This window comes from Petroclostridium xylanilyticum (assembly GCF_002252565.1).
Lineage (GTDB): Bacteria > Bacillota > Clostridia > SK-Y3 > SK-Y3 > Petroclostridium > Petroclostridium xylanilyticum.
Genome location: NZ_NPML01000031.1, coordinates 47525 through 64823 on the forward strand (window position 1 = coordinate 47525; position 17299 = coordinate 64823).

The following is a 17299-nucleotide window of genomic DNA, read 5'->3' on the forward strand; positions in this document are numbered from 1 at the left end:
ATTTTCGCCTGCTTTTTGAGTAAATTTTAAACTATAACTACTTTGTTGCATATTTATCCCTCAGGTTTTTGAAAACCTCTTCTCCATCTAACAGTGGAACACCTTTTGTAATTTGTGCTTCTGCCTCTGCAAGTTTTTTATATACGTCAACCAGCGCAAGCTGACGCTCATAAGTTTCTATACTCATTATAACTAAATCACCATACCCATTTTTTGTAATATAAATAGGTTCTCTATATTTATGGCATATTTCTGATATTTCATTTGTATTTCTTAAATCTGTTATAGGTCTTATTTGTGGCATAGTATTATCACCTCTAATTTATTATGTCATTATTATAACATAATAATGTACAAATTACAATTAGTATCTTTATTCTGGGATAATTAAATCCAAAGAGTTGCAAAAAACACAAGATAAGATATAATTAGGAGACAGAGGAAAATTAAATTACAAAGGAGATTTTAAGTAATGGACAGTGAAAGATTGAAAAGGCAAATTGATTTTATCGTAGAAATTGATAAGTTAAAGCATATTTACCGTCAGACAATCTTAATGGACGGTTCGAGAAATGAAAATGATGCAGAGCATTCATGGCACCTGGCTGTAATGGCTGTATTGCTTTCCGAATATGCAGCAGAAAAGAACATTGATGTCCTGCGTGTTATAAAAATGGTTTTAATTCATGACCTTGTAGAAATTGATGCAGGAGATACCTTCTGCTATGATGAAAAGGGGAATGAAGATAAAGCATGCAGGGAACAGAAAGCAGCAGACAGGATATTTAATATTTTGCCTCCGGACCAGGCCAAAGAGATCCATGATTTATGGGAAGAGTTTGAAAAAAGGGAGACCTCTGAGGCACGCTTTGCAGCTTCCCTGGATAGACTGCAGCCTTTACTGCATAATTATAATACGAAAGGACATACATGGGTAAAGCATAACGTAAAAAGTGATAAAGTTTTAAAGCGAAACCAGCCTATAGAAGAAGGTGCTCCTGTACTTTGGGAGTATGTAAAGGAGATTATTGAGGATTCAATTAGTAAAGGATATTTGCAACGGTAGTTTATAATTTTTGAGCATTTTTTAAGATTAAGATAAAGTCAATTTTTGTTGTCCCTGATTACAGAGGCACTTTTTCAGTAATTTCGATTCGAAAGGTTCCCAAATTTCTATTGAGAAATATAATAGTTGGCATTATAATATAAAAAATGAATAACCTAAGATTCAAGAAGGCGGGATAAAATGAGCAGAATAGGATCAAAAATTAGCAGTATTAGAATACAAAGAGGGATGGCTCAGAAGGAACTGGCAAAAAAACTGGGTGTATCAGAGAAGTTTATTATTGAAGTAGAAGAAGGTAGAAGAATTTTAAATGATGCTCTAATTGAAAGAATTTCTAAAATTTTTGGGCAAAATATAGATGATGAGATGTTGTATGAAATAGAAGAAAAAGGTGAAAAGCTACAGGGAAAGAAAGACATAGAGGAGATCAGGAAAGCAGCAGAGCAAAAGTTGCGCGAAGCACAAAAGGCCCAGGAGCCTCCAAAGGTGCAGGAGGTTTGGAATGATGCACTTGAATCAGTATTAAAGAATGTTCCTGTTTATTCCTATGACCTAAGTACAATTGTAGATGTCAGGCCTTTACCTGTTATATCAAATAAAATAGAAGGATATTCTAAAGATAAAGTATTGTTTTTGAGGATAGAAGATGATGATATGATAGGTTTTAGAATAGCAAAAGGAGATATAGCCTTTGGGCATATAATGCACGAGATAGAAAACAATGCAATATGCCTTGTTGAATATGGCGGTCAAAGGCTAATAAGACAGATAAAAAGATTGGATAGCAACAATATATTGCTTGTGAGCAATAAAAGAAGTTTAACAACTGAAACTGTTCAGGTAAAAAGCATAAAAGTATTGGTTAAATTGGATAAAGTTGAGATAAAATTATAATAAAAAACCCACCGGCCGGTGGGTTTTTTATTAAATCTTTTGAAAAATGATTTTATAATAATTTCTTTCATTTTCCATACATATAATCTTATCAGTGGTATAATTGGAGGGATGATATGTTTGTCTTTATTACAATAAAAAAATGGACTTTGATTTGTTTTACATGTTTAATGGTAGTTTGCATTTTTTTTATATTATGCCTATATAAGTTCATGCCTGGTCCACCCGATAAACCTGAAGCATCTACTACATTTGTCAACGAAGAAATTTCACAGGTGATACAGAAAATTTTTGAAATTAGAAATAGGGCAATACTAGAGGGAGATTTAGATGCAGTAAAACCCCTCTATAATCTAAGCACGAAATATGGGACATGGGCATACGAGCATGAAGTAAAGAAAACGAAATATCTTCATAAATGGTCTGATAAGCAGGGGGTAAAATTTAAAGACATTCATTCTACGCTGGTAATCAGGTATGGCAAAGAAAAAGGTTCAGTTTTTTCTGTTAATTTTATTGCTTCAACAGAGTATAAATACGCATATGAAAATGAACCGGACACTGTTAACTCTTTTAGAATTGGTACGTATCATATAGTAGATCTTATTCAAAAGGACGGGCAATGGCTAATAGCAAAAGAGTGGTATACAGACCCTTTTGCAGATTCACTGAGTCTGGATGATATAAAAAGCCAGGAAATTAAGACGTATATTTTATCCGGAAAGCCCAGGGATTTTTCCGGTCTGAGTGAAAGAAGGATACAGGCTGTTGAATACGCAGACCGGTATTGCGGTGCTGCCAGCGAAGAAAAATATGGTTTTAAATATAATGAGAAGTACAGGGATTATAACCCTCAAGGGGGAGACTGTGCAAATTTTGCTTCCCAAATTTTATATGAGGGCGGCAAATTTAAAAAAACACATACGTGGAATTATGATAGCGGTGGAGCAAGCAAAGCATGGGTAAATGCGCATGCATTTAATAGTTATATGCTAAATAGCGGAAGGGCATCCCGGATAGCCTATGGCTCATATAACCAGGTCTATAAGGCATCATATAAGCTGCAGCCCGGAGATTATATTGCATATGAAAAGAAGGGAAAAATTACACATATATCTGTTGTAACGGGAGCGGATTCCAAAGGCTATACACTGGTAAGCTGTCATAATACGGACAGAAATAGAGTACCATGGGACCTTGGGTGGAGTGACAAAGGAATAAAATTCTGGTTGGTACACGTTAATTATTAAAAAAATAAATTCACGGTCCACAGTTAACAGTTTACAGTAATTGATTTAAACTCTAAAAAATTAGAGATATATGAGAAGGTTGCGTAACATTAGTGAATTTTAAGTTGAGAAGAGGCATCATTACATTTATTATGCCTAAATGTGTTTTACAATTTGATTTTTGAAAGGTATAATAAGGTTATTGGAGATAGCATATATATTTCATAAAAGATTTTACATGAAAATTAATGTAGTAGTGGGGAGTGGACAGTGGAGAGAGAAACAGGAAAACTCCCCACTAGCCACTCCCCACTGCATCATTGATGCATTTGAAATGTTTTAATGTAACTTATATAGATTAGAAAACGTATTATAAGCTAAGAAAAGGTGTGGGATATGAGCAGGTTTTTGAATGGAAAAGAGGTTGAACTTCTGGCACCGGCAGGGAATTTTGAAATTTTTAACCAGGTAATTGACAGCGGTGCCGATGCGGTATATTTGGGCGGAAAACAGTTTAATATGCGCATGCACCGAAAAGATTATAACCTGACAAATGATGAAATTCGTGAAGCGGTATCTATTGCTCATTCAAAGGGAAAGAAGATATACATTACTTTTAATAATATGATGAGTGATACTGAAATAGATGAAGCCAAAGATTATCTTTTGTTTTTGCAGCAGGTCCATCCAGATGCCCTTATTATCCAGGATATGGGCGCATTGGAAGCAATCAAGGAGCTGGGGATTAATATTCCTTTGCATGCAAGTGTTATGATGAATGTCCATAATAAGCAAATGATTGATAGATTATGGGAGTTAGGAATCTCAAGAGTAGTAATGTCAAGAGAAGTAAGTCTTGAAACCATTAAATGCTTGTCAGGAGCAACATCAATGGAATTTGAGTATTTTGTTCATGGTGACATGTGTGCTGTCCACGGGGCACAGTGTTTGTACAGCGGAGTACTCTTTGGTAAAAGCAGCAACCGTGGTTTGTGTATGAAACCCTGCCGCTGGCCTTTCCGAATTAAAGGAAAAGATGATGAAACACAAATGCCAAAACATTATCTGGCTGTAAAAGATATGTGCATGTATAGACATATTCCTGAATTAATTCATGCGGGTGTAAATTCTTTTAAAGTTGAGGGCAGAATGCGTGACAGCCAGTATCTCACAGCGTTAATTAATATATACCGCAAAGCCATAGATAGATATATAGATGACCCTGCAGGGTATTATGTAGATGAAGAAGATTTTAAAAAATTATATGACGGCAGGGTTAGAGACCTCTCTACCTGTTATGCTTTTAAAATTCCGGGGAAGGCAAATATTGAACTAAGTGGAAAAAGAGAGCCCAGAATATTTAGTAATGCAGTCGAGGAGTTTGAAATAAATATGGGTAGAATCCAAGAGATAAAAGATAGAATACATATCAAAAAATTGGGCCGGCCCCTGCTAACTGTAAAAGTAAATAATATTGATGCTTTAAAACAGGCTGTTGACAGCGGTGCAGATGAGGTATACATAGCCGGGGAAGTGTTTAGAAGAGACAGGCCGTTTACCAGGAGCCAGATAAGGGAAGCCGTCTGTTATGCGAGGGATAAAAAAGTGTATCTGTCTCTGCCAAGGATGATGTTTGACCGACAGTTTAATGATTATCAAGCGTTGATAAATAAATACAATGAATTGGGAATAACAGGTGTTATTATTTCTAACCTTGGGGCAGTACAAGCTTTTAGAAACAGCGGATTAAAGCTTATAGGTGATTATTCTCTTAATTGCTATAATAGCAAGACGGCAGAGTTTTATAGCCGTGAGGGATTGAGCAGAATAACAGCATCCGTTGAAACTTCTGTAAATGTATTAAAAAATATTTTGCAGCGCAGCAGTATACCGATTGAAATTGTGGTGCAGGGTGCGCCGGTAGTAATGTATATGGAGCACTGCGTATATGCGGCAAGTGAATCGAATTTAACTGCCCAGGACTGCTGCCAGGATTTCTGTGAAAGCCAGACTATTTGTCTTATTGATGAACGGGGATGTGAGCATTCCGTATACGCCGACCAATACTGCAGAAACCATATGATTACTTCCAAAGATATATGTTTACTGCCGCTTGTAGGGAAATTATGCAGCTTAGGGACTGCGGCTGTAAGAGTGGAAGGACAGCACTATCGTCCTGATGTGTTAGGAAAAGTGATTTCAATATACAGGCATGCCATCGATTGCATCTGTGAAAAAAGAGAAGCTGATGCTGATTTAATCAATCAGCTAAAGCAGATCACCGGAAGAGGGCAAAGTTTGGGGGCATTAAACTTTGATTAAATTTTATCTATTTCTAAAATCTGAATCTTAAAAAAGGTTTTAAGTTTTTCAAATTATCAATTTTAATAAAGGGTGAACGTCAGATGAACAAAGACTATATAGGTCCGGATAAAATTATTGAGAAAAAGAAAGAATACTTAATCCCTTGTTCCTATCATTTTTATTCTCGCCCCGTACAGGTGGTAAGGGGAAATATGCAGTATCTTTACGATAGTGATGGGAAACGGTATATTGATTTTTTTGCCGGTGTATCGGTAATGAACTGCGGGCATTGCAACCCGGATATACTGGAAAAAACAATTGAACAGATGAGAACACTGCAGCATACTACTACAATATATCTTACCCAGCCCATTGTAGATCTGGCTGAAAAACTGGCTCAAATTACACCGGGCAATTTGAAGAAAACTTTTTTTTGCGGCACGGGTTCGGAAGCGAATGAAGGGGCGCTGCTTCTAGCCAGGCTGCACACCGGAAAAAGTGAATTCATATCCATGTATAATGGCCTTCATGGAAGGACGCATCTTACCATGAGCGTAACAGGGCTGGGGATGTGGAGGACTGATCCAAACCCTGCAGGAGGTATCAGTTTTGTACCCAATCCATATTGTTACCGGTGTCCATATAAATCAAGCAGTGAGGAATGTAGTCTGGAATGTGTCAGCCAGGTAGAAAATGTTATAAAAAAGACTTCTTCAGGCAGGATAGCTGCTATGATTGCCGAACCTATTCAAGGTAATGGAGGTATTATTACACCACCGCAGGGTTATTTTAAAGCGCTCAAAGAAGTTCTGGAGAAATATGAAATATTGCTTATAATAGATGAAGTGCAGACCGGCTTTGCAAGAACGGGGAAAATGTTCGCCATAGAACATTATGGCATACAACCTGATATCATGACTATGGCAAAAGCCTTGGGCAACGGCGTGCCAATTGCAGCTTATACTGCAACCGATGAGATTGCATCCTCTTTTACACGTCCGTCAGCATCTACATTGGGAGGAAATCCGGTATCTGCCGCTGCAGGCCTTGCCGTACTTGAGTATATTCATAAAAATGATTTATGTCAGAGGGCTGAAGCGTTGGGTAAAAAAATTAAGTACGGTTTATTGAAACTGAAAGAAAAATATGATATTATTGGAGATGTAAGAGGTATTGGTTTAATGCTTGGAGCAGAGTTGGTTAAAGATGGAAAAGAACCTGCGCCTAAAGAAACTGATATGATTCTTGAAATTCTAAAAGATAAAGGTATTCTAATCGGTAAAAACGGTGAATACAGGAATGTTTTAGCATTTCAGCCTCCACTGGTTGTTACCGGGGAGGATGTAGAAGTACTGTTATATGAACTGGATAAGGCTTTTCAGGCGGTAAAGATATAAAAAAAGATATAAAAAATGTTAGGCTATATAGCCTATTTTTTTACTCTATGTAAAGTTGTATAATATAAGTAAAGAGCAACAGTAGTTTTGCAGCATTGCAAACTGACTGAAGGAGATGGATTGCATGAGTAGCAAAAAAGAAGAAATAAAAAAGGAAATTGTAGTAATGCAAGACCAGCTTAATAAACTAATTGAGAATGAAGACCCTTCTTCGGAAGAAATTTTAGAATTAAGCCAACGGTTGGACGAATTAATTTTTAAGTATATGAAGAGTGCCTAGTATAAAAATATAAAAATATATTCAATTTATGGTAAAGGGATAATAAATATAAAAGAGTAATAAAAGAGCCACTAATATGCTACCTTATAAAGTGTAAAATATTTCACAAATTTATAAGATAAGATGATATTAGTGTCTTTTTTTATTATTTTTACTTAGTAATTTTTTATATTGAAAATTTGCGTTGAAGTGATGTTTAAATCTACAAGTTCAGCAGTGTAAACAATCCGTCGTATATACTGCTAACTACAGGGTTAGTAATATATGATGCAATAGGGGTTGCAATAATAGCTATTAAAATAAATCGGCTAAATTGTTGCAGCCGATAGAGCTTTTGGCGGTTGCTGTAAGGGACGAAATTAGAGAGAACGTGGTAACCGTCCAGGGGATGAATCGGGAGCAGACCTGTGTGTCTGCCCTCCACAACCCTCGATATCACAATCTCCTAATTTTCAATTGATTACTTACATGCATAACTCCTTCAACATCTGCAGCCAGTTCGATAGCCAGTTCCATGTCACCCATATTGGAGACATAACCCTTTAAAGTAACTTTTCCGTTGTTTACTTCAGTTTGGATGTCAGGGGTGCTTAAGCGCGTGCCTGAGAAGACCTGGCTTATTTTGTTTTTTATAGTAGCATCATCGTAATTATGAGTGGATACAATATCAAGATTACTCGCAACGCTTTTGACACCTCTTACACTTTTTGCTAGTTCAATAGCATGCATTTCATCTGCCAGAGTATTCACATAACCTGTTAAAACAGCACTGCCTCCCGAGACTTTGGAACTGACTCTTTTGAGGCTTTTGGCATATTTGCTGTGTTTAATAGTTCTATCTATTTCAGCATTAATATGGCTATCACTGATTTCGCCATCCAGAGCGATTGTAAGGTTATTTTCAATGTTATGAACTCCGTCCATTCCCTTTACAATTTCTTCTGCGAAAGTTTTTTCGGCCAGCACATCTACAAAACCGGATAAATGAACGAACCCATTTTGGTATTCAACATTTATATCCATAGCACTGGCACCCATTTTTTCTTCCAGTTTATCTTTAATTATTTTTGTCATCTTAGCATCTTTATCCATATTCTACCTCCATATTATATAAAAATAAGCTCACGGCTTACAGTTCACAACAATAAATCCGAAAATTGAATAAACAGGCTCTTGAATGTAAATAATTTACATAACCGTCCCCATGTCGCATTCCTGACCAGTTATGCAAAATCGTTCATGCAATTTTTATATTTTTAATTGATAGTTTACTGTGGATTATGAACAGTGAACTGTTAACTACAATTATCATTTGTACAAGTTAACCAATTTATGCGACTAAATTACTATGCTTTTTATTTGAAAAAAAATAAAAAAATGCTGACAACTTCCTAATAAAAACGGTATAATTTAATTAAAAGATAGTTTAAGAGGTGCACGGCTTTGTTACAGAATGTTTATGAATTCATAATTCATTTTATAAAATTTGTGAAACTAAGCGATATTGTTGATGTTATGATAGTCGGCTATGTAATTTATAAGGCGATCAAGCTCATCCGGGAGACCAGGGCGGAACAGCTTATAAAAGGTATTGTTATTTTACTTGTGGTAACCCAGCTTAGTGATTGGTTGAAATTAAATACAATTAATTTCATATTGAGAAACACCATGCAGGTTGGCGTTCTTGCACTTTTGGTTGTATTCCAGCCGGAGTTAAGGCGCGCGTTGGAGCAAATGGGACGAAGCCGGTTTGGTAATATGTTCAACTTTGAAGAATACAATACCGAGGGTAATATTGCGATGGCAATTGAGGAAATTGCAAAAGCTGTACACACTCTTTCACAAAACCGCATTGGAGCACTAATGGTCATAGAGAGAGATACGAAAATTGGCGACATTATCAGGACCGGTATCACCATGGATTCATTAATTAGTGCCGAACTATTGGTAAACATATTTATTCCCAACACGCCCTTGCACGATGGGGCTGTAATTATACGGGAAAATAAAATAAAGGCAGCTGCATGCTTTTTGCCACTAACCCAAAACCAAAATCTTAGCAAAGAATTGGGAACAAGGCATAGAGCGGCTTTAGGCATTTCAGAAAATTCAGACGCTGTTGTTATAGTAGTTTCAGAAGAGACGGGGAAAATATCTGTTGCACTGGACGGGGACCTTACCAGGAATCTTACTATTGAGACGTTGAAGAAAGCACTCAATAAGACACTTCAGACCAATAGAGATAAAAAGAGCAAGAAAAAGCTATTGTCATGGAAGGGGAAAGGCAAGTGAAAGGAATTTTAAATAAAGATATTACCCTGAAAATTATTTCTGGTCTTATTGCTGTTATTTTGTGGCTTTATGTGGTAGACATCCAGAATCCTGAGACTGAAACAACTTTAAAAGATATTCCTGTAAATATTATTGGGACTGAAGCAATCGCAGAGTCCGGTTTATTTATTCTCAGCGATTCCAACCAGACAGTTAGTCTAAAGGTCAAGGGACGAAGGAAGACGCTCGCAGGTCTAAGTGAACAGAGTTTTAAAGCTGTAGCTGATTTGAGAGGGCTTAGCCGGACGGGTGAACATTCTGTTCCGATACAGGTGGAACCTTCTATTGAAGGGGTTACAATTCTGGAGAAAAAGCCGTACTACGCTACAGTTAAGCTGGATAAAATGATGGAGATACAGAAAACGATTAATGTAATAACGAAAGGGGAAGTTAAAGAACCATATGTTGCACTTGATCCTCAAATTACGCCTAATGTTGTTACATTAAGAGGCCCTTCATCTATTATTAGTACAATAGGAAGTTTGCGTGTTTCGGTTGACATATCAGGGCAAAATAAAGATATAGTAACGAAACAAAAGTATGAAATATACAATAAGAATGAAGAAAAGATTAACAGCAGCTATATCACTAAAGATGTTGAAACGGTCCAAATTGTATATCCTATTTTGAAATCAAAACAGGTTCCGGTTGTACCGCAGTTAGCAGGTTCAGTTGCTGAAAATTATGTTATTGCAAAGACTGAGGTTTTTCCTAGTACAGTAAAAATTGCAGGTAAAAGTGAAGTAATAGACAGCATATCCCAAATTTTTACCGAGCCGGTTACTATTAATAGGATTGAAAAAGATGTTGAGGTAGATGTTCCTATCCATGTGACTGAAGGATTAAAGCTAGTTGAGCCGGTGAATACTGTAAAAATAAAAATTGATGTAGAAAGACAAATATTACGCACCCTTACAGTGCAAAATATAAGAGTAGATAATGTACCGGAGAATCTAAGTTATAAGTTGATCACAAAGCAGTTGGAAGTAACACTAAAAGGTATTGAAAGCAACATAAACACCCTCAGAAGCAACGATATATATGCTGCCATTGATATAAAAAATCTAGGGGAAGGCCAGCACGAAGTGCCCGTTGATATTAAGGTATTTTCAGATGTTCAAGTTGTGGGAAGCCATGTTGTTACCGTAAAGCTATCCAGGCAGGTGGGAGAAGATACAAAGCCTGTAGGCAACAATGACCAAAATACGAATTCTAACACGAATAGTGGCTATAGCAATTCACCGGGAGGCTAATAGTATATGAGTTTGCAAATTAACAATATAAGGTTATCAATTAATGAAGATATCACCTCTTTGAGAGAAATTGCAACAAAGAAACTAAGAGTAGGGGAAAGTGATATAAAAAATCTTCGTATTGTGAAAGAGTCGGTAGATGCAAGGCGTAAAGGTAAAATAGACTTTGTATATTCAATTTTAGTTGATTTGTATAAAAATGAGGATAGGATTGTAAAAAAACTTGCTGACCATGATGTACGGCTTATAGTTCCACAGCCAGAGCAACCTATCTATCCCGGTACGGAAAAAATATCGGGCAGACCTATTATCATTGGAACAGGACCGGCAGGATTATTTGCCGGTCTTATTTTAGCTTTAAACGGTTATAAACCTCTTCTTTTGGAAAGAGGTGGTGATGTAGATGAGCGGAGTAAAAAAGTTCACCATTTCTGGAGGACAAATGAGCTTGACCTTGAATCCAATGTTCAATTTGGAGAAGGAGGAGCCGGGACATTTTCCGATGGTAAGTTAACCACAAGAATCAATGATAAAAGGAGCGAGCGGGTTTTAAAGGAACTGGTTGAAGCGGGAGCACCGGATGAAATCCTATATAAAGGCAAGCCGCATATTGGCACCGACCTCCTGAAGGGTGTTGTTAAAAATATGCGTAATCGGATTATTTCTTTAGGAGGTGAAGTAAGATTTCATTCAAAATTAACCGATATATATTTCTCGAATGGTATTGTAAAAGGAATTCAAATAAATAATGAAGAGGAGATTTCAACCAATGTAGTTGTGCTGGCAATAGGACACAGTGCGAGAGATACCTATGAGATGCTGCTTCAAAAAGGGGTTCAAATCATACAAAAGCCGTTTTCAATCGGGGTGCGCATAGAACATCCTCAAAGAACTATTGACTTTGCGCAATATGGAGACTATGCAGGACATCCGAGATTAAAGGCAGCAGATTATCAATTGGTTTACAAAGGCACGGATAGGGCCTGTTATTCTTTTTGCATGTGTCCCGGTGGTGTGGTGGTAGCGGCAGTTTCGGAATATAATTCTATTGTAACAAATGGTATGAGTGAATTTGCAAGAGATAGAGAAAATGCAAATAGTGCACTGGTAGTTTCGGTGGGACCCAAAGATTTTGGAAGTGCACATCCGCTGGCTGGCGTGGAATTTCAGAGAAAGTGGGAAAGGCTTGCTTTTAAAGTAGGAGGAAATAATTATAGTGCTCCGGTACAACTGGTAGGGAACTTTTTACAGGGTGTACCGTCAAAGCATATTGGAAATGTGAAGCCCAGTTATACTGGGAATGTAATTCCTGCTGACCTTGCAAAATGCCTGCCGGAGTATGTGATTAAGACAATGAGGGATGGTCTAAGATATTTCGAAAAAAAGGTAAAGGGGTATTCCGATGCCAATGTAATTATGACAGGAGTGGAAACCAGAACCTCGGCGCCAATTCGTATATCCAGAGGGGAAACGGGAGAAGCAGTTAACCTATCAGGACTTTTTCCTGCCGGAGAAGGGGCCGGTTATGCCGGGGGGATTGTAAGTGCAGCAGTGGATGGTATAAGGACAGCGGAGCAAATTATTAAAAAATATGCACCAATCACCTAACCGCTGAGTAAAATAGAATTGAGAATAGAGAATTATATTTTTTTTAAACAATTTTTAATTCTCAATTGGCAATTCTCAATTCGTGTTGGGGTGGTTTCAATGAAAATAGGGCTTGCGTTATCAGGCGGAGGTATTAGAGGTGCTGCACATATAGGGGTTTTAAAGGCGCTTGAAGAAGGTGGAGTGCCGGTACATATGATATCAGGTACCAGTGCCGGAAGTATAGTGGCATCCTTGTATGCATCAGGCTATACGCCGCGGGAGATAGAGGAAATATTTCTAAAATTCGATTCAGGAGTAGCAGACCCTGATTTTGGTAAGGCTGCACCGTTTCTTGTTGATTTAATACTATTTAAAAGAAGTAAGGCCAGAGAAAGACTAGACCTGGTAGATTTTGATTTTTTAGGGGTAATTGTTTTCATTGTTAATTGGATTTTAAGACGAAACGCAAAAGTTGACGGTTTTATCAAAGGAAATATAATAGAAAATACAGTAAGAAAGTATTGTTATGATAAAGAGGTTTATTTAACGAAAGATACCATAATTCCTTTGGCAATTCCGGCAGTAGATATTAATACGGCGCAGACCATCATGTTTGTGTCTAATAAATTTTTAATGCAAGATACAAAGCATATGATATATATTGATGATGCCTATGTTTGGGAGGCAGTGAGGGCAAGTGCAGCATTTCCGGTAGTGTTCAAACCCAAAATGTTTCGCGGAAGAAGACTGGTAGATGGCGGAATTACCGATAATGTTCCTGGGGATATTCTAAAGCATATGGGTGCAGATAGGGTGCTTGCAGTGAATTTAGGCTACTCCGGCTACCCCAGGGAGGAAATAGATAATATTTTTGAAATTGCTGCCCAGTCTATAGACGTTATGGCCTACCAATTATCAAAATTCAAGTTAAGCGATGTAGATTATGTGTTGAAGCCTGAAATATATGACGTAAAGCTTTTAGAATCCAGCAGAATAAAGGAATGCATAGACCGGGGATATATAGCTGCAAAAAAAGCTTTGCCGGAAATAAAGAGGAGATTGGGACTGAATAGCATTTATGTTAGAACGAGTTAAAGTTTGTTAAAGTTTATTGTGAATAATTCTACAAACATACCAGTTGAGTATTTAAATAAAAGTGATATAATAGATTAGGATTGAGATTGAGTACTATATGGAAGGAGTACATAAATAAATGGGTAGATTATTTGGAACCGATGGAGTCAGGGGAGTGGCCAACACTGAGCTTACACCAGAGCTTGCGTTTAAAGTGGGGCAGGCAGGCGCATATGTATTGACTGAAGAGACCCATCATAGACCTAAAATATTGGTAGGAAAAGACACGCGCATTTCAGGAGATATGCTGGAGGCTGCTTTAATTGCAGGAATATGTTCTGTAGGTGCAGAGGCTATTTCTATAGGGGTGGTACCTACACCTGCGGTAGCATATTTAACAAGGCTGTATAATGCTGATGCAGGAGTAGTGATATCTGCTTCTCATAATCCGGTAGAGTATAACGGAATCAAATATTTTAATAATAAAGGTTATAAATTAAGTGATGCTATTGAAGAAAGAATAGAGGCTATTATTCTTGATAACGCAGAGGAAATACCTGCGCCTGTAGGTGCTGAAATCGGGCATAAAACAGAAAATGAAAATGCATTGGATGATTATGTTAAGTTTATAAAAAGTACTATAGACTGTAACTTAGAAGGACTGAAAATTGCAATAGATTGCGCAAATGGAGCTTCCTACGAATCTGCCCCTATTGCTCTTTTTGAACTGGGTGCCGAAGTAAGCGTAATTAACAATGAACCGGATGGCACTAACATTAATTTAAACTGTGGATCTACTCATATAGAGCAGTTGCAGAAGTTTGTAATAGAATCCAGTGCTGATGTCGGACTTGCTTTTGATGGAGATGCAGATAGAGTGCTGGCCATAGACGAAAAAGGGAATTTGGTAGATGGTGACCAAATTATGGCGATCTGTGCTCTAGATCTTATGGAACAAGGCAAATTAAAAGATAATACACTTGTTACGACTGTAATGAGTAACCTAGGCTTGTTCATTATGGCTAAAGAAAAAGGCCTAAAAGTTGTACAGACGAAAGTTGGAGATAGATATGTGCTGGAGGAAATGCTTGATAAGGGGTATGTTCTAGGTGGAGAACAATCAGGGCATATCATTTTTCTGCAGCATAATACGACGGGAGATGGAATGATTACTGCTCTTCAACTGTTATCCGTACTTAAGAAATCCGGCAAAAAGCTATCTGAGCTTGCATCGGTGATGCAGGTATTGCCACAGGTATTAGTTAATGCTAAAGTAAGTAATGAAAAGAAAAATACATATATGGAAGATGAAATTATAGCAAAGGCCATAAAGAGCCTTGAGGACACCTTTGCAGGCAACGGCAGAGTACTGATAAGGCCCTCAGGAACCGAACCACTGGTACGTGTAATGATTGAAGGACAAGATAAAAATTTCCTACAGGAGAAAGCTGAAGAATTGGCAAGGTTAATAGAAGAAAGACTGAAATAGAGTTGAGAATGGAAGATTGATAATTGAGAATTAATATACAATTAAAATTAGCAGTATAATTTCAACATTTATAATAGTTATGACAGGGAATTTGATTTTAGAGGCTTTAAAATTATAAGCTTGTACTTATTAATAATTGTCAATTCTCAATTATCAATTAATTTTTGGGGGGTGAGGCCATTGGGAAGATGACAGGGGACATTTCTTATGAGAAGAGATGTGACCCCTCAATAATCGAAAATAAAAGCGCCTGGGCTGTATAATATACAGTTGACGAGGATGAGGTTTATCGGATTTTCGGCGGATGCCTCACGGTGACATACCACCGATAAAGGTCTTACAAACCCGCAAGCGATTGCGGTCCAAAAGAGGCCGGGTATGAATAGGATGAAAATAGAAAAATATACTATTCATTAATGGAGGTTTCAAGTATGTGTGGTATTGTTGGATATATAGGTGACAGACAGGCGGCACCTATACTTTTGGAAGGATTAAAAAAGCTTGAATATAGAGGATATGATTCTGCCGGAGTGGCAGTATATAATGATAATCAGGTAAATGTTGTAAAAGCAAAGGGAAGATTGAAAATCCTTGATGATAAACTGGATGGCGGGAAAAACTTACCGGGTACAATGGGAATAGGACATACGCGATGGGCCACACACGGTGCACCATCTGACGTAAATTCGCATCCTCATACCAGTTCATCTGGAAATATTGCAGTAGTTCACAATGGTATTATTGAGAACTACTTAAAGTTAAGAGAATATCTTATCGGGAAGGGATATGAATTTGTATCTGATACTGACACCGAAGTTGTAGCGCATCTGGCAGATTATTATTATAACGGCGATTTGATTGATACGATTATTAAAGTAATCAATAGGGTAGAAGGTTCCTATGCTTTAGGTATCGTATGCAAGGATAAACCGGACGAATTGGTTGCAGTAAGGAAGGATAGTCCGTTAATAGTTGGTTTAGGTGAGAATGAAAACTTTATTGCTTCAGATATTCCGGCTATTTTGGAGCATACAAGAAATATTTACCTTTTAGAGGATAAAGAGATTGTTCTCCTCAAGAAAGATGAAGTTAAAATTTTTAATATTGATAAAGAAGAAATCAAAAAAGAAGTATTTACTGTTAACTGGGATGTATCTGCTGCGGAAAAAGGCGGCTATGAGCATTTCATGATTAAAGAGATATGTGAACAACCTAAAGTAATAAAGGATACAGTTAGTCCACGGTTAAAAGACGGAACCATTGTATTAGATGATATTAAGCTTACTAAAGAAGATGTCGACAGCATTAAGAAGATCTATATTGTGGCTTGTGGTACTGCTTCTTATGCCGGCATGGTAGGAAAATATGTAATTGAAAAATTGGTAAGAATTCCTGTTGAAGTAGATGTAGCTTCAGAATTCAGATATAGAAATCCTATCATAGACCAGGATACACTTGTTATCTTGATCAGCCAGTCCGGGGAAACTGCAGATACACTGGCTGCTTTGAGAGAAGCAAAGAAGCAGGGGGCAAGAATATTATCTGTAGTAAATGTTGTTGGCAGTTCAATAGCGCGGGAATCCGATAACGTATTATACACATGGGCCGGACCCGAGATTGCTGTTGCTTCTACAAAAGCATACAGCGCCCAGTTAGCTGCTATGTATTTAATAGCACTCTACATGGGCTTGAAAAAAGGAACTGTTTCCGAACAGGAAGTAGAAAATATTATTGAACACTTAAAAACAATACCTGATAAAGTGGCAAATATATTGAATCATAAAGAAAAGATTCAGTATTATGCTTCACAGTATTTTAATGCAAAGGATGTCTTCTTCTTAGGCAGAGGATTAGACTATGCAGTAGCACTGGAAGGCTCATTAAAGCTAAAAGAAATATCCTATGTTCACTCCGAAGCTTATGCTGCCGGCGAGTTGAAGCATGGTACAATCGCCCTAATCGAACAGGGAACATTGGTTATAGCACTTGCAACGCAGGAGCATCTCTTTGACAAGATGCTGAGCAATATCAAAGAAGTAAAAGCCAGAGGAGCAGTAGTAATTGCTGTGGCACAGGAAGGTAATACTGAAATAGAGAAGGAAGCAGATTTTGTACTATATCTTCCACAGGTAGACCAATTGTTGGCTCCTTCACTTACAGTAATACCGTTACAACTGTTTGCATACTATGTAGCAGTAGCAAAGGGATGCGATGTGGATAAGCCAAGAAACCTTGCAAAATCTGTGACAGTAGAATAAAATTGTAAAAAGGTTTGGTGGTGTTGTTGTATAACTAAAATAAACTCCACTCCATGATAATAAAGTTGACTCTGTCAAAATAAAGTTCGTTCCAAAATCCCGTAGTCGAAGCAGGAAAAATCCTGAACGGCTGC

At 37.4% G+C, this 17299-nt stretch carries 14 protein-coding genes; 12 read left to right on the forward strand and 2 right to left on the reverse strand.

Annotated features, from left to right (window positions below; translation table 11 throughout):
* Positions 1-37: 37 nt before the first annotated feature.
* A complete protein-coding gene (locus CIB29_RS18195) occupies positions 38-304 on the reverse strand; it encodes a type II toxin-antitoxin system Phd/YefM family antitoxin (protein WP_094552206.1) in 267 nt (88 codons plus the stop codon).
* Between the two features lie 168 nt (positions 305-472).
* Between CIB29_RS18195 and CIB29_RS18200 the strand changes: the two genes are divergently transcribed.
* The 6 genes from CIB29_RS18200 to CIB29_RS18225 all read left to right on the forward strand — a co-directional run bounded on the left by CIB29_RS18200 (position 473) and on the right by CIB29_RS18225 (position 7170).
* A complete protein-coding gene (locus CIB29_RS18200) occupies positions 473-1066 on the forward strand; it encodes an HD domain-containing protein (protein ID WP_094552208.1) in 594 nt (197 codons plus the stop codon).
* A gap of 180 nt (positions 1067-1246) precedes the next feature.
* The gene (locus CIB29_RS18205; protein ID WP_094552210.1) at positions 1247-1960 is read left to right on the forward strand and encodes a S24 family peptidase; all 714 of its coding nucleotides are present in this window, start codon (positions 1247-1249) and stop codon (positions 1958-1960) included.
* A 116-nt stretch (positions 1961-2076) separates the two neighbouring features.
* On the forward strand, positions 2077-3210 hold the full coding sequence (locus CIB29_RS18210; protein WP_094552212.1) for an amidase domain-containing protein: 1134 nt from the start codon (positions 2077-2079) through the stop codon (positions 3208-3210).
* Between the two features lie 375 nt (positions 3211-3585).
* Positions 3586-5511 (forward strand): peptidase U32 family protein, encoded by a 1926-nt coding sequence (locus CIB29_RS18215; RefSeq protein WP_094552214.1) that lies wholly within the window; start codon positions 3586-3588, stop codon positions 5509-5511.
* Between the two features lie 83 nt (positions 5512-5594).
* Positions 5595-6890 (forward strand): aspartate aminotransferase family protein, encoded by a 1296-nt coding sequence (locus CIB29_RS18220; RefSeq protein WP_094552216.1) that lies wholly within the window; start codon positions 5595-5597, stop codon positions 6888-6890.
* 124 nt (positions 6891-7014) lie between these two features.
* Positions 7015-7170, forward strand: coding sequence for an aspartyl-phosphate phosphatase Spo0E family protein (locus CIB29_RS18225; RefSeq protein WP_117434620.1), 156 nt, complete (start codon positions 7015-7017; stop codon positions 7168-7170).
* Positions 7171-7605: 435 nt separating this feature from the next.
* On the opposite strand, the gene CIB29_RS18230 is transcribed toward CIB29_RS18225, so the two are convergent.
* Positions 7606-8262 carry a BON domain-containing protein gene (locus tag CIB29_RS18230; protein WP_094552220.1) on the reverse strand — a complete coding sequence of 219 codons (657 nt, stop codon included), beginning with the start codon at positions 8260-8262 and terminating at the stop codon, positions 7606-7608.
* Positions 8263-8613: 351 nt separating this feature from the next.
* Between CIB29_RS18230 and cdaA the strand changes: the two genes are divergently transcribed.
* From cdaA to glmS, 6 genes are all read left to right on the forward strand, one after another.
* Positions 8614-9462 carry a diadenylate cyclase CdaA gene (gene cdaA, locus CIB29_RS18235; RefSeq protein ID WP_278335894.1) on the forward strand — a complete coding sequence of 283 codons (849 nt, stop codon included), beginning with the start codon at positions 8614-8616 and terminating at the stop codon, positions 9460-9462.
* Positions 9459-10754, forward strand: a complete 1296-nt coding sequence (locus CIB29_RS18240) for a CdaR family protein (protein WP_198543981.1) — start codon at positions 9459-9461, stop codon at positions 10752-10754. Before cdaA ends, CIB29_RS18240 begins: the two co-directional genes overlap by 4 nt.
* A 6-nt stretch (positions 10755-10760) precedes the next feature.
* Positions 10761-12362, forward strand: coding sequence for an NAD(P)/FAD-dependent oxidoreductase (locus CIB29_RS18245; protein WP_094552224.1), 1602 nt, complete (start codon positions 10761-10763; stop codon positions 12360-12362).
* A gap of 99 nt (positions 12363-12461) precedes the next feature.
* Positions 12462-13439, forward strand: coding sequence for a patatin-like phospholipase family protein (locus CIB29_RS18250; RefSeq protein ID WP_094552225.1), 978 nt, complete (start codon positions 12462-12464; stop codon positions 13437-13439).
* A gap of 118 nt (positions 13440-13557) precedes the next feature.
* The gene (glmM, locus tag CIB29_RS18255) at positions 13558-14907 is read left to right on the forward strand and encodes a phosphoglucosamine mutase (protein ID WP_094552227.1); all 1350 of its coding nucleotides are present in this window, start codon (positions 13558-13560) and stop codon (positions 14905-14907) included.
* A gap of 431 nt (positions 14908-15338) precedes the next feature.
* Entirely contained in the window at positions 15339-17165 is a 1827-nt protein-coding gene (glmS, locus tag CIB29_RS18260) for a glutamine--fructose-6-phosphate transaminase (isomerizing) (RefSeq protein ID WP_094552229.1), read from the forward strand.
* The last annotated feature ends 134 nt before the right edge of the window (positions 17166-17299 follow it).